Below are 14,109 nucleotides of genomic sequence, written 5' to 3' on the forward strand. Positions count from 1 at the left end.
GTATTTTAGATTTGCATAAAATTGAATATCCCACAATCTTGTGATCAAAGCGCGGCCGCGTATTCAAGCCTTCGTTAAACTTCGCATGCTTAAATCCCGTCGTTTTTGTGCATGTGGTGTATTGCGTCATGTCTGTGCGTGTAGGTGTTCTTATCGGGTTGCTGTCGGCGACCGCTCTCGTCGATCCGGCTTTTGCTGCCGATGCGCGCACGCTGCAGATATTCGTGTCCAAGGATAAGCAGTCGCTGGCGGTCTATGACGGTGCGGAGGTCGTGGCGACTTCAAAGATCTCGAGCGGCAAGGACGGGCACACGACGCCGAGCGGCATCTTCTCGGTCATCGAGAAGCAGAAGTACCACGAATCCAATATCTATTCGAACGCGCCGATGCCCTTCATGCAGCGGCTGACATGGTCCGGCATTGCGCTGCACGAGTCCAACTCCGTGCCGCGCTACCCGGCCTCGCATGGCTGCGTGCGCATGCCCGGCGCCTTTGCGAAATCGCTCTACAAGATGACCGAGATGGGCGTGCCGGTCGTTATCACCGACAGCGAGCTGACACCGGAGCCTATCGACCATCCGACCCTGTTCCGCCCCGACCGGCCCGAACCGGCGCCCCTGCTTACGGACGTGGAACTGCGGCCTGCCATCGGTGATGCGAAGACGCAGGTGCAGGTCGCCATGAACGAGACGACGGCTGCCCTGCCGATACCGCAGTTTCAGCTGCAGGCACCGGCTGCCGAAACCTCGCCGATCAGCATCCTGATGACGCGCCGGACGCTGCGTGAAAATGTCGTCGATATCCAGACCCTGCTGAACCAGCTCGGCTTTGCCGCCGGCGAGCCTGACGGGCTGGCCGGTCCCGCGACCGTTCAGGCCATCAATGCTTTCAAAGCGCTGCGGCCAAAGGAATTTGCTCGTGACAAGGGCCTGATCACGGATACTCTCCTTAGGGAAGTTTACGCGGCGGCGGGTCGGGGCGAACCACCGAATGGCGTCATCATGGTGCGCAAGGATTTCAAGCCGCTCTTCGAGGCACCCATTACCATCGCCGATCCGGCCCTTGCTCTCGGCACGCATTTCTTCTCGCTGCATTCAGTCGATGAGGCAGCCGGCACGGCGGATTGGCTGGGCGTGACGCTGGAAAACAATCTTTCCCGCGAAACGGTGAAGCGGCTCGGCATCGCCAACCAGGAAAGCTCCATCATCAGCGGCCGTCCAATCGCCAGAGCACTCAGCCGCATCTCAATGTCTGCAGAGACCCGCCACCGGATCGATGCGCTGATCTCGCCCGGCTCGACGCTGACAATATCAGATACAGGGGTCGGTCCCGAAACCGGTGACGGCACGGAATTCATCACCATCACGCGCGAGAGCTGAGACCTACCAAGGCTTCTCGCTGGCACGCTCGTCGTAGCTTCGGCGGGCCGCGATGATCTTTGTCTGGTTGGTCTCGGTCCACACGACAAGCGCCTTGATCGTGTCATGCAACGTGCAACCGAGGTCCGTCAGGGCATATTCGACCCGTGGAGGCACCACGGGATAGACCGTTCGCTCGATCAGACCGTCTCGCTCGAGCTGACGCAATGTCGTCGTCAACATGCGCTGGCTGATGCCGTCGATGCTCCTGCGCAATTCAGTAAAGCGCAAAGTGCGCTTTTCCAGCAGGGCGATAACCAGCAGCGACCATTTATCGGCGATGCGATCCAGAATCTGGCGCACCTCGCACTCCTGTCGCGCATCCCATTGATGGATGTCGTAATCGCGGTCGGTGCTGCAGCAGTCACTCGGTGAGTTTGAAGTGCCTTCTTCCATGGGTTCGAACAATGCCCTACCTTTTCTTTGGTTACAATAGGGAACCGAGGATCAATATGTAACCATCTTCGCTCTTCCCTGCCCTCTACCGACAAGGAATCCATGATGTCTACAAGTCCTCCCCTGACAGCGGAGCGTGGAAGAATGAGCGCCGGTGCCGCCGGCATGCTCGCGGTACTCTGCGGAGCGATCTTCCTCGAAGGCGTCGATGCGGCCATGCTCAATGTCGCGCTGCCCTCGATCCGGGCCGATCTCGGTCTTTCGACCACGACGCTCAGCGCCGTGGTTTCTGCCTATGTGCTTGCCTATGCCGGGCTGATGCTGCTCGGCGGGCGCGTCGCGGATATGTACGGGAAGCGCAAGGTCTTCCTGACGGCGCTGACCGTCTTCCTGCTCTTCTCCGGCCTCGGAGGCTTTGCGAGCGAAGGATGGATGCTGCTGACGGCCCGCTTCGTGACGGGTGCAGCCGCCGCCTTCATGACACCTGCCGGCCTTGCACTCATCAATGGCAGTTTTCCCGAGGGACCGCAGCGCAACCGGGCGGTGCTGATCTATGCCGGCACTGCATCGGCCGGCTTCTCCCTCGGCCTCGTCATCGGCGGACTTCTATCCGCAATCGGCTGGCGATGGGTGTTCTTCGCGCCGGTGATCTTCTCCGCCATCCTGCTGGTTGCCGGTATGAAGCTGATCGCGGAGGACAAGGAGGCTACAGCCCCGCGCCAGAGGTTCGATGTTGCCGGCGCGGTCACCCTGACCGGCGCCATGCTGCTCGCCGCCTACGCGCTGACCCGGCTCGAGCATGCGACGAGCGACCTCACCTGGACACTGGCAGCAGCAGGGGCGAGTGCTGTGCTCTGGGTCGCCTTCATCCTCATCGAACGCAATTCGCGGGCGCCGCTGGTCCGCCTCGGGATCTTCCGGTCATCGGCATTGCTGCAATCCAACCTCGGAGCGATGCTCTTTACGGGCGCCTTCTTCGGCTTCCAGTTCATCGTCTCGCTCTACCTGCAGGAACTGCTCGGTTGGTCCGCCTTCGAAACCAGCCTCGCCCTCATCATCATTGGCATGGATGCCATCCTCGCACCGCTGCTGACGCCCTTGCTCGTGGAGCGCTTCGGTAACGGACGTGTCGTACTCGGCGGCTTCGCTCTTGCCGTAGCAGGCTACGCGCTCTTCCTCGACATGGGGCTCGACTGGACCTATGCGGCGATGCTGCCCTCGACAATCCTCCTCGGCCTTGCCTTCTCGCTCGGCTATGGGCCGCTGACGATCATCGCAACCGACGGCATTGCCGAAAACGAACAGGGACTGGCGAGCGGGCTGGTGAATACGTCCTTCCAGTTCGGCGCGGCACTCGGCCTTTCCGCCGTCAGCGCTGTCGGCACTCTGGCGCTCGGCGACGGCGAAAGCCCATCCGAACGGCTGGAGGCGCTGCGCACCGCACTTCTGGTGCCGGTCGGAGGCACGCTGATCGGTACGGCAATCATGGGCTTCGGCAGGTGGCGCTGCTCCGGTCTATGCTGCCGGCCGCAAGCCGGCTGACAAACTAGGGCGGCCGGCGCATGCCGGTCGCCCTTTTCATTAGACGAGTTCGACGTCGACGATGCCGGGAGCGGCCCGCAATGCGGCGGCGATCTCCGGCGTGATGCGGTATTTGTCCTGCAGTACGACTTCGACCTCGCGCTTGCCCTCCTCCTTGATCACGATGAAGGAGACCAGGCCATCGCCCCTGGCGTTCAGATGCGCAGCAACGGCGCGCAGCGGGCCGGAATCGCGCACATAGACGCGCAGCGCCTTCTGCATCTGCAGCGATTTTTCCTCCAGCGACTGGATGGTCTGCAGACGCAGGCTGACGCCTTCCGGCCGCTCTTCGCCAATAGCGGTAATGACGAAGGATTTTCCGGGCTCAAGCACGTCACGATACTGGTTCAGCATTTCGGAGAAGAGGACGGCTTCGTACTGACCCGAGGAATCCGAAAAGACGATGATGCCCATCTTGTTGCCGGTCCGCGTCTTGCGCTCCTGCTTGGAAATCACCGTCCCTGCCAAGCGCCCGTTCGCAGCACCCTGCTTCACCGCCGTGGAGAAATCCGCGAAAGTCTGCACGCGCATCTTCTGCAGGATGTTGTTGTAGCTGTCGAGCGGATGGGCAGTCAGGTAGAAGCCCAGCACCTGGAATTCCTTGAGCAGCCGCTCCGAGGCGAGCCAGGGCGAGAACGGCGGCAAGGCGATCTTTTCCGGGCCCGAAGAGAGGGCTCCGCCGAAGATATCAGACTGGCCGCTGAGCTTATTTTCCTGGGCGCGCTGCGCATAGCCGAGCACACGGTCTAGACCGGCCGAAAGCTGGGCGCGATCCAGATTGAAGCAGTCGAAGGCGCCGGCATAGATGAGGCTTTCCAGCACGCGGCGGTTTACCTGGCGCGGATCGATGCGCAAGCAGAAATCCTCGATGCTGGCAAAGGGCTTGTCGCCGCGCATTTCGACGATGTGATCGACGGCGGATTCACCGACGCCCTTGAGGGCTGCGAGCGCGTAGTAGATCCGGTTATCGCCGGTCTCGAACTGGCGGAAGGAGGTCTGGACGGAGGGCGCAATGACCTCGATGCCGAGGCGCTTGGCATCCTGGCGGAAGTCGTTGACCTTTTCGGTGTTCGACATATCGAGCGTCATCGAGGCGGCCAGGAACTCGACCGGATAATGCGCCTTCATATAGGCCGTCTGGTAGGAGACGATGGCGTAGGCGGCGGCGTGCGATTTGTTGAAGCCGTAGTTTGCGAACTTCGCCAAGAGTTCGAAGATATTGTCGGCCTGCGGCTTCGACACGCCGTTCTTGACCGCGCCGACGACGAAACGTTCGCGCTGCTGGTCCATTTCGGCCTTGATCTTCTTGCCCATGGCGCGACGCAGAAGATCGGCCTCGCCGAGCGAATAGCCCGATAGGACCTGGGCGATCTGCATCACCTGTTCCTGGTAAACGATAACGCCCTGCGTTTCCTTGAGCAGATGGTCGATCGTCGGATGGATCGATTCCAGCTCTTCCTCGCCATGCTTGCGGGCATTGTAGGTCGGGATGTTTTCCATCGGACCCGGACGATAGAGCGCGACCAGCGCGATGATATCCTCGATGCAGTCCGGCTTCATGCCGATCAGAGCCTTGCGCATGCCGGCACTTTCAACCTGGAACACGCCGACCGTTTCACCGCGCGACAGCATCTCGTAGGTCTTCTTGTCATCGAGCGGGATCTTGGCGAGATCGACCTCGATGCCGCGCTTCCTGCAGAAATCGACGGCGACCTTGAGCACGGTCAGTGTCTTCAGGCCGAGGAAGTCGAACTTCACAAGGCCGGCCTGCTCTACCCACTTCATGTTGAACTGCGTGACCGGCATATCGGAACGCGGATCGCGATACATCGGCACGAGTTTCGACAGCGGGCGATCGCCGATCACGATACCGGCGGCGTGGGTCGAGGCGTGGCGATAGAGGCCTTCGATCTTCTGGGCGATATCGAGCAGGCGGGCGACGACAGGCTCCTTGGCGGCCTCTTCCTGCAGCTTCGGCTCTTCCTCGATCGCCTTGGAAAGCGGGGTCGGGTTTGCCGGATTGTTCGGCACGAGCTTGCAGATCTTGTCGACCTGGCCGTAGGGCATTTCCAAGACGCGGCCGACGTCGCGAAGGGCGGCGCGTGCCTGCAGCGAACCGAAGGTGATGATCTGCGCCACCTGCTCGCGACCATACTTCTGTTGCACGTAGCGGATCACCTCTTCACGGCGATCCTGGCAGAAGTCGATATCGAAGTCCGGCATCGAAACGCGTTCCGGATTGAGGAAGCGCTCGAAGAGCAGTGAGAAGCGCAGCGGATCGACGTCGGTGATCGTCAGCGCATAGGCGACCAGCGAACCTGCACCCGAACCACGGCCCGGGCCGACCGGAATGTCATGCTGCTTGGCCCATTTGATGAAGTCGGCAACGATCAGGAAGTAGCCGGGGAACTTCATGCGCTCGATGACGCTGAGTTCGAATTCCAGCCGCTCGCGGTAATCCTTCTCTTCGTAACCTGCCGACATGCCAAGCTCCGCGAGGCGCATGTCGAGCCCCTCTTCCGCCTGCCGGCGAAGCTCCAGCGCCTCGGCGCGTTCGGCCTCTTCGGGATCGGCGGTGGCGCCGGTGAAGCGCGGCAGGATCGGCTTGCGGGTCTTCAGAATGAAGGAGCAGCGTCGAGCGATCTCGACCGTATTCTCCAGCGCTTCCGGCAGATCGGCGAAGAGCTTTTCCATCTCCGCGCGGCTCTTCAGGTAGTGATCCGGGGAGAGACGGAAGCGGCTGTCGTCGGAAACAATGGCATTGTGGGCGACCGCCATCAGCGCGTCGTGGGCGTCATAATCGTCGCGCGTCGGGAAGAAGGCTTCATTGGTCGCGACCAGCGGAAGATCATGCTTGTAGGCAAGGCCGATGATCTTCTGTTCGTGCCGCTTGTCGTAAGTGCCGTGCCGCTGCAGCTCGACATAAAGCCGGTCCCCGAAGATGCGCTTCAGCGTCAACAGCCGTGTCTCCGCCGCAGCGGCGTGGCCGTCCTTGAGCGGCATGTCGATCGGCCCGGTCGAGGCGCCCGTCAGCGCTATCAGGCCTTCCGTCCCGATCTCATCCAGCCATGAGGCACGGATATGTATTGTCGAACTGCCTTCGCCGCCGAGATAGGCACGGCTGACAAGATCGACCAGCCGTTCATAGCCCGCATCCGTCGCAGACAGAAGCACGATGGAAGGAAGCTTGACCAGCGCCTGCTGGCCTCCCCGCTTTTCGGTTTCGAGGCCGTCTTCCATGTCGATCGACACCTGACAGCCGATGATCGGCTGCAACCCATCATCCATCGCCTTCTGGGAAAACTCCAGGGCGACGAAGAGATTGTTGGTATCTGTGATGGCAATGGCCGGCTGATTATCGCCGGCCGCCTTGTAGAGGATCTTCTTGAGAGGCAATGCGCCTTCGAGAAGTGAATAGGCGGAATGCACCCTCAGATGGACGAAGCCCGGCGTTTCGCCGATCGCACCCTTTTCCGCATCCGCCATGACATGCCCTTCCAACTGCATCAATGAAGAATGCGCATTGTCGGCATTGAAGGCGATTCTGTCCAGAAAAAGTCCCGCTTCAGGACCGCATGGCAGCCATGCGGTCCCCTGAAATCTTACATTGCCATGACAATCAGCGAGAAGCTGGCAACGAACATTGCGATGGAGGTGAATGCTGCGATATCACGGATCATGTCAGTCATTTGGCTCTCCTTTGCTCTTATGTTTTTAATTTGTTCCATGTATGTTCTATTGTCAACAGGTTTACCCCCCGCTTCTGCGGGACATGGTTAACATCGGAGCAGAGGGACTATGGACGTTCTGGAACTCAATAGCTTCATTGTCGAAGCCAAATCGCAGACATATGTCGCCGGCGCCAAGTCGCAGCCGTCCTATCGCATCGGTGCTCACGATATCGGTTACAAGCGTGGCATCTGGCGTTATCTCGACAGCTATTTTGGCGGTACGGACTTTGCCGGCCAGGAAGTGGTGTGGCTGGAGGAAAAGCCGGTGTGGGCGATGAACTATTTCGGGCGCATCATCGAACCGGGAATCATCGACTCGACCATTGCCGGCACCGTCATCTGCGCCGCGCTGTCACAGCTCTACAGGCAAGGCCGCTTTCTCGGCGGAATAGTTCTCGATCACGCGCTGGGACACTATGTCGATAGTAGCGAAGGCGATTGCACACATTTCCGCGGCCACGAATTCATTCTCGTGGATGGTCAGAAGGCCTACGAGCTCGATTATCGCGGCGGGCTCATTATCCCCTGAGAATCAGAAATCCACGACCTTGCCGTCGGCGATCGTCACGCGTCGGTCCATACGCCGGGCGAGCTCGTGGTTGTGGGTGGCGATCAGCGCGGCAAGGCCGGACTGTCGCACCAGCGCCTCAAGAGCGTCGAAGACATAGCTGGCGGTTTCCGGGTCGAGATTGCCGGTCGGCTCGTCGGCCAGAAGCAGGCTCGGCGCATTGGCAACGGCGCGCGCGATTGCCACGCGCTGCTGTTCACCGCCGGAAAGCTCGCCCGGGCGATGCACGCCGCGATGGCCGATGCGCATGTAATCAAGAAGCATCTTTGCCCGTTCGCTCGCTTCCTTCCATGAGAGGCCGGCGATGAGCTGCGGCATCATGATGTTCTCCTGTGCAGAGAATTCCGGCAGCAGGTGATGGAACTGGTAAACAAAGCCGATCTCGCCGCGGCGGATGGCGGTGCGCTTGTCATCGGAAAGGCCATCGCAGGGGCGGCCGTTGACCACTACCTCGCCGCCGTCAGGATGCTCCAGCAGCCCTGCGACATGCAAAAGCGTCGACTTGCCGGTGCCTGACGGCGCCACCAGCGCCACCATCTCACCGCTCGACAGGGTGAAATCCGCACCCTTGAGGATGGTCAGCAGCGTTTCGCCCTGTCCGTAATGGCGCTCAACGCCCGAAAGCTTGAGAACGACGTTGCGTTTCATGAATGCGGCATTCCTTGGATTGGGCCTTGGATCGTGCATGATCTTGACTCGGGCCTTATTCGTAGCGGAGGGCCTGGACGGGGTCGAGGCGGGAGGCGCGCCAGGCCGGGAAGATCGTCGCGATGAAAGAGAGCGTCAGCGCCATGACGACGACGGAGATCGTCTCACTCACATCCATTTCCGCCGGCAGCTGGCTGAGGAAATAGAGCTGCGGATCGAAGAGCACTGTGCCCGAAACCCAGGAGAAAAACTGACGGATGGATTCGATGTTGATGCAGACGAACACGCCGAGCAGCACGCCGGCGATCGTGCCGACAATGCCGATCGCAGCCCCCGTCATGAAGAAGATGCGCATGATGGCGCCTGAACTTGCGCCCATGGTGCGCAGGATCGCGATATCGCTGCCCTTGTCCTTCACCAGCATGATGAGACCGGAGATGATGTTGAGCGCGGCGACGAGCACGATCAGCGTCAGGATCATGAACATCACGTTGCGCTCCACCTGCAAGGCGGAGAAAAAGGTCTGATTGCGCTGACGCCAGTCGGTGATGGCGATCTGCCGGCCGGCTGCTTCCTCGACTTTCGGCCTCAGATTGTCGATATCGTCGGGATTGTTGACGAAGAGCTCGATCGACTGCACCAGCCCGTCGGCATTGAAATAAAGCTGCGATTCCTCGAGCGGCATGTAGATGATCGAAGCATCATATTCCGACATGCCGATCTCGAAGATGCCGGAAATCTTGTAGGATTTGATGCGCGGATTGACGCCCATCGGCGTCACATCACCCTCCGGTGACGTGAGCGTAATCAGGTCTCCGACACGCAGTCCGAGCTGATCGGCCATACGGCTTCCGACGAGAACGCCATCGCCAGCGGCAAATCCCACCATGTCGCCGGACTTGATGTTGTCGGAAACCGTCTTCAGCTTGGTCAGGTCTTCAGCCCGCGTTCCACGCACCAGAGCACCTGTGCTGCCGCCGGTCTGCGAGGAAGCCAGCACCTGGCCTTCCACCAACGGCAGCGCCATCTTGACGCCGGGTACGGCTTCGAATTTCTTCACGAGATCGGCGTAGTCGGTGAAGGGACCGTCGACCGGCTGGATGATCATGTGGCCGTTGATGCCGAGAATACGGGAGACCAGTTCCGTGCGGAACCCGTTCATGACGGCCATGACGATGATCAGCGTCGCAACGCCCAGCATGATGCCGACGAAGGAGAAGCCGGCAATGACTGAGATGAACGCCTCCTTGCGGCGGGCGCGCAGATAGCGCCACGCCACAAGGCGTTCGAAGGTGGAAAATGGCTTGCCAGCCGGACCCAAGCCGGATTTGGAACTCCGGTCCACTGCTGCCTCTGCCATTTCGCCTCCGTCTTTCCCTAAGCCACGAACCTGTTGATCGCCGCTTCGATGGTCATCGTTTCGCGGGCGCCGGTCTTGCGGTCCTTCACTTCCACCTCGCCGTTCGCGACCGCACGCGGACCGGCAATGATCTGGTACGGCACGCCGATCAGGTCGGCGGTCGCGAATTTGGTGCCGGCACGGTCATCCGTGTCGTCATAGAGCACGTCCTTGCCCGCCTTGGTCAGCGCCGCGTAGATCAGCTCGCAGGTGCCGTCGCAGGCCTCGTCACCGGCCTTCATGTTGATGACCACGACATCGAAGGGTGCGACCGACTCCGGCCAGATGATTCCGTTCTCATCATGCGATGCTTCGATGATGGCGGGAACAAGGCGTGTCGGGCCAATACCGTAGGAACCCATGTGGACGAAGTGTTCCTTACCGTCAGGACCCTGCACCTTTGCACCCATCGGCTCGGAATACTTGGTACCGAAGTAGAAAATATGGCCGACCTCGATACCGCGTGCAGAAAGACGCTCGCCTTCAGGAATGGCGTTGAAGGCCGCCTCGTCGTGCATTTCCGAGGTCGCGGCATAAAGCGACGTCCACTTGTCGAAAACTCCCTTCAGGCCTTCGACACTGTCGAAATCGGTGCTTTCGGCGGGAATGTCGAAATTGACGAAATCCTTGTGGCAGAAAACTTCGGACTCGCCGGTATCAGCTAGAATGATGAATTCATGGCTGAGATTGCCGCCGATCGGGCCGGTATCGGCTCGCATCGGAATGGCGCGCAGGCCGAGACGATCGAAGGTGCGCAGATAGGCGGCGAACATCTTGTTGTAGGAATGTTCCGCACCTTCGCGTGTCAGGTCGAAGGAATAGGCGTCCTTCATCATGAACTCGCGTGAACGCATCGTGCCGAAGCGCGGACGGATTTCGTCACGGAACTTCAGCTGGATGTGATAGAGATTGAGGGGCAAGTCCTTGTAGGACTTGACCGAAGACCGGAAAATATCCGTGACCATTTCTTCGTTCGTTGGGCCGTAGAGCATCGGACGGTCCTGGCGGTCCTTGATGCGCAGCATCTCCTTGCCATAGGCGTCGTAACGGCCACTCTCCTGCCAGAGCTCGGCCGACTGCAACGTCGGCATCGAAAGCTCTATGGCGCCCGCGCGGTTCTGCTCTTCGCGGATGATGTTGTTGACCTTGTCCAGCACCTTCTTGCCCAGCGGCAGCCAGGAGTAGATGCCCTGCGATTGCTGGCGGATCATGCCGGCGCGCAACATCAGCCGATGGGAGACGATTTCCGCCTCCTTGGGATTTTCCTTGAGGATGGGTACGAAGAAGCGGGACAGACGCATGGCGGATTCCGGTACAGTTGAGACGCCGCTTACCCAAGCGGAATCGACGGTCTTTGTTAAAGATGGGAGCGTTCATAGCCGCTTCGCGGCGGGAAAGAAACCCGCGACCGACGTGAGCCGCCTCCCGCTGACGCATGTTAGCGCCTACAAATTCAGTAGACGTGAAAAAGCGCGTATTTATAAGGGCTTGAAGGTAAATCTTGTCAACAGAAAAATTTTGCGTGACTGTAGCAAAAATGCAAAAAAACCTAATGACAAAGCACAATCTTTGAGCTAGTTTTAGCTCACAAAACAGGCAGGAAGGTTAAATTCTTGCCGAACTCGCGGTCAAGTCTTGGGAGGATCAGATCTTAGGCGCGCTTGTCGCTGCCCCGGTAACGGTTAAGGATCACGCGATAATTAAAACAAGGCTTTTAGCCTTGTTTTTTTTTGCTTTTTCGGCTTCCCACAACTCACAAAATCAGGCCTGACTTTCGTTAGGCAAGCCCGCCTTCCGTTACGCAAGCTCTTTGCCTCACTTGCATGACGTGCGTATGACAGATTTTTCGCGGTTGCATTTACATCTGCTCAAAGATTGAGCAAAAGCCATTCCTAATAGAAGCTAGGCCCTATTTGTGGAAGCGCATCGAAGCCGAAGCCGAAATAGGTCGAACAGATATACCAGAAGCCGTAAATTGCGCCGGAAACGAGCGTCGTCAGCGAAAAGACGAAGGCCGGGCGGAAACGGGTCGGAGCGCTTGGCACGGTGCCCAGCACAACATCATTGTCCTCCGCCTGGGTGCGCAGGCCGATCGGCAGCACGGCGAAAAGCGTGATCCACCAGATGATGAAATAAACTGCGAACCCCTGGAGGAAGGCCTGAAACATTTTGGTTCCCGTCGATATGGTGCCTTGGCGGCAGGTTTTGGCTGCTTATAAGCCGGAATGGCGGCCAGTTCAAAGGGAGCAGACTGCTTAGGTCACTCTGACGCAGAGCTTCAGACCTGTTCCAGCTCGATTAACGTGCCGAAGAAGTCCTTCGGATGGAGGAAAAGCACCGGCTTGCCGTGAGCGCCGATCTTCGGCTCACCATTGCCAAGCACCCTGGCGCCGGATGCTGTGAGCCGGTCGCGGGCAGCAAGGATATCGTCTACCTCGTAGCAAATATGGTGCATGCCGCCGGAGGGGTTCTTTTCCAGGAAGGCTGCGATCGGCGAGGTCTCGCCTAGTGGTTCCAGCAGTTCCACCTTGGTGTTCGGCAGCTCGACGAAAACCACCGTGACACCATGCTCCGGCAGGGATTGCGGCTCGGAGATCGCCGCGCCCAGCGTGTCGCGATAGCTTGCAGCCGCGGTAGCCAGGTCGGGCACGGCGATGGCGATATGGTTCACCCGGCCGAGCATCACTCAGACCCTGGTGATGAAGACGGTGACGACAGGCTTCTTGCCCCAGGCATTGTTGGCAGCGGCGCGTACGGCACGGCGCGCGGCCTCCTGCACCATGTCGATATCCTTGCGGCGGGCGCGCGGAATGCTCTCGATCGCGCTGATTGCCGCATCGAAAAGGGTATCTTCCATATCCTCCCCCTCGTCGTCATAGGCAGGCAGGCCAATCGCCACGAGATCGGGCTCGCCGATAATGTCGTAGCGATTGTCGAGCACGATGCTGACGGCGACATGGCCGACATAGGCGAGCTTCTTGCGCTCGCCGATGCCCATTTCGTCGAAGTCGCCGATCAGTGACCCGTCCTTGTAGATGCGGCCATGAGGCGCTTCATCGATCACCTCGACCGGTCCTGGCGCAAGTCGCAGCACATCGCCATTGCGCACGCGCGGCACAGTCGGAATGCCGGACTGTTCTGCCAGTTCCTTGTGTGCCGTCAGATGCGTTGCCTCGCCATGCACGGGCACGACGACCTTCGGCCGCGTCCACTCGTACATCTTCTGCAACTCGTTGCGGCGCGGATGGCCTGACACATGGACCAGCGCCTCCGTGTCGGTGATGATATGGACCCCCTGCTCGACGAGGCCATTCTTGATGTCCTGGATCGCCTTCTCATTGCCGGGAATGGCGCGCGAGGAGAAGACGACGATGTCGCCGGCGGCAAAGGCTACATTGCGCATCTCATCGCGGGAAAGCTTGGCGAGGGCAGCGCGGGGCTCGCCCTGGCTGCCGGTGAGGATGACCACGACCTTGTCACGCGGGATGAAGCCGTAATCCTCCTCGGAGATGAAGGGTTTTACGCCTTCCAGCAGGCCGATATCCTGGGCAACATCGCACACGCGCTTCAGCGAGCTTCCGAGCAGCAGCACTTCACGGCCAGCGGCTTCGGCGGCTTCAGCGACAGTGCGGATACGGCCGACGTTCGAGGAGAAGGTGGTGATCGCCACACGTCCCTCGGCATTCTCGATGATCTTGCGCAGGCTTTCGGAGACATCCTTCTCCGAAGGCGAAACGCCGTCGCGCAGTGCATTGGTGGAGTCGCAGAGTAGCGCCAGCACGCCTTCATCACCCAATTGGCGGAAGCGCGTCTCGTCGGTCAGCGGCCCGAGCGAAGGTTCGTGGTCGATCTTCCAGTCGCCCGTGTGGATGACATTGCCGAGCGGCGTGCGGATCATCAGCGACATCGGCTCGGGGATCGAATGATTGACAGCCACGCCCTCGATGCTGAAGGGGCCGGCATTGATCTTGTCGCCGGCCTTGAAAATGGTCACCGGCACCTCGCCGATCGCGTCCTTCTCGAAATTGCGCTTGGCTTCCAGCAGGCCCGCCGTGAAGGGCGAGGCATAGACCGGAACATTGAGGCCCGGCCAGAGATCGGCGAGCGCTCCGTAGTGATCCTCATGAGCGTGGGTGATGATGATCGCCTTGAGGTTCTTTCGCTCATTGGCGAGGAAGCGGATATCCGGCAGGACGAGATCGACACCCGGCAGATCCGGGCCCGGAAAGGTGACGCCGCAATCCACCATGATCCACTGGCGATGATCCGCCGGGCCGTAGCCGTACAGCGCGAGATTCATGCCAATCTCTCCGACGCCGCCCAGGGGCAGAAATACCAGTTCGTCCTGTTTCGCCATAATGTTTGTTT

At 59.9% G+C, this 14,109-nt stretch carries 12 protein-coding genes; 4 read left to right on the top strand and 8 right to left on the bottom strand.

The window, feature by feature from the left end; translation table 11 throughout:
* The first annotated feature begins 128 nt into the window (after positions 1-128).
* The gene (locus FHT93_RS30240) at positions 129-1,379 is read left to right on the top strand and encodes a L,D-transpeptidase family protein (protein WP_183850918.1); all 1,251 of its coding nucleotides are present in this window, start codon (positions 129-131) and stop codon (positions 1,377-1,379) included.
* Positions 1,380-1,382: 3 nt separating this feature from the next.
* On the opposite strand, the gene FHT93_RS30245 is transcribed toward FHT93_RS30240, so the two are convergent.
* Positions 1,383-1,814 carry a helix-turn-helix domain-containing protein gene (locus FHT93_RS30245; protein ID WP_112968083.1) on the bottom strand — a complete coding sequence of 144 codons (432 nt, stop codon included), beginning with the start codon at positions 1,812-1,814 and terminating at the stop codon, positions 1,383-1,385.
* A gap of 144 nt (positions 1,815-1,958) precedes the next feature.
* Here FHT93_RS30245 and FHT93_RS30250 point away from each other — a divergent pair, with 144 nt between their 5' ends.
* Positions 1,959-3,356 carry an MFS transporter gene (locus FHT93_RS30250; RefSeq protein ID WP_246781762.1) on the top strand — a complete coding sequence of 466 codons (1,398 nt, stop codon included), beginning with the start codon at positions 1,959-1,961 and terminating at the stop codon, positions 3,354-3,356.
* A 39-nt stretch (positions 3,357-3,395) separates the two neighbouring features.
* Here FHT93_RS30250 and dnaE read toward each other — a convergent pair whose 3' ends face one another.
* Positions 3,396-6,881, bottom strand: a complete 3,486-nt coding sequence (gene dnaE, locus FHT93_RS30255) for a DNA polymerase III subunit alpha (RefSeq protein ID WP_183850921.1) — start codon at positions 6,879-6,881, stop codon at positions 3,396-3,398.
* A 312-nt stretch (positions 6,882-7,193) separates the two neighbouring features.
* Between dnaE and FHT93_RS30260 the strand changes: the two genes are divergently transcribed.
* Positions 7,194-7,655, top strand: coding sequence for a DUF5680 domain-containing protein (locus FHT93_RS30260; RefSeq protein ID WP_183850922.1), 462 nt, complete (start codon positions 7,194-7,196; stop codon positions 7,653-7,655).
* A gap of 3 nt (positions 7,656-7,658) precedes the next feature.
* Here FHT93_RS30260 and FHT93_RS30265 read toward each other — a convergent pair whose 3' ends face one another.
* From FHT93_RS30265 to proS, 3 genes are read right to left on the bottom strand one after another with little or no spacing between them, the layout of a single operon-like run.
* Positions 7,659-8,342: an ABC transporter ATP-binding protein gene (locus FHT93_RS30265; protein WP_112544537.1), complete on the bottom strand. Its 684-nt coding sequence runs from the start codon at positions 8,340-8,342 to the stop codon at positions 7,659-7,661.
* Positions 8,343-8,397: 55 nt separating this feature from the next.
* Positions 8,398-9,702: a lipoprotein-releasing ABC transporter permease subunit gene (locus FHT93_RS30270; RefSeq protein WP_112968079.1), complete on the bottom strand. Its 1,305-nt coding sequence runs from the start codon at positions 9,700-9,702 to the stop codon at positions 8,398-8,400.
* A 17-nt stretch (positions 9,703-9,719) separates the two neighbouring features.
* Positions 9,720-11,042 (bottom strand): proline--tRNA ligase, encoded by a 1,323-nt coding sequence (proS, locus tag FHT93_RS30275; RefSeq protein ID WP_112544539.1) that lies wholly within the window; start codon positions 11,040-11,042, stop codon positions 9,720-9,722.
* Here proS and FHT93_RS30280 point away from each other — a divergent pair.
* Positions 11,041-11,319 (top strand): hypothetical protein, encoded by a 279-nt coding sequence (locus FHT93_RS30280; RefSeq protein ID WP_162728507.1) that lies wholly within the window; start codon positions 11,041-11,043, stop codon positions 11,317-11,319. The two genes, proS and FHT93_RS30280, sit on opposite strands and share 2 nt — an antisense overlap.
* Before the next feature lie 314 nt (positions 11,320-11,633).
* Here FHT93_RS30280 and FHT93_RS30285 read toward each other — a convergent pair whose 3' ends face one another.
* The 3 genes from FHT93_RS30285 to FHT93_RS30295 form a co-directional block, all read right to left on the bottom strand.
* Positions 11,634-11,909, bottom strand: coding sequence for a DUF1467 family protein (locus FHT93_RS30285; protein ID WP_112544541.1), 276 nt, complete (start codon positions 11,907-11,909; stop codon positions 11,634-11,636).
* Positions 11,910-12,019: 110 nt separating this feature from the next.
* Complete coding sequence (gene mce / locus FHT93_RS30290; protein ID WP_183850924.1) at positions 12,020-12,424, bottom strand: methylmalonyl-CoA epimerase; 405 nt, start codon at positions 12,422-12,424, stop codon at positions 12,020-12,022.
* 3 nt (positions 12,425-12,427) lie between these two features.
* Positions 12,428-14,098, bottom strand: coding sequence for a ribonuclease J (locus FHT93_RS30295; RefSeq protein WP_112544542.1), 1,671 nt, complete (start codon positions 14,096-14,098; stop codon positions 12,428-12,430).
* Positions 14,099-14,109: the final 11 nt, after the last annotated feature.

The sequence above is a fragment of the Rhizobium sp. BK379 genome (assembly GCF_014193955.1).
Taxonomy (GTDB): domain Bacteria; phylum Pseudomonadota; class Alphaproteobacteria; order Rhizobiales; family Rhizobiaceae; genus Rhizobium.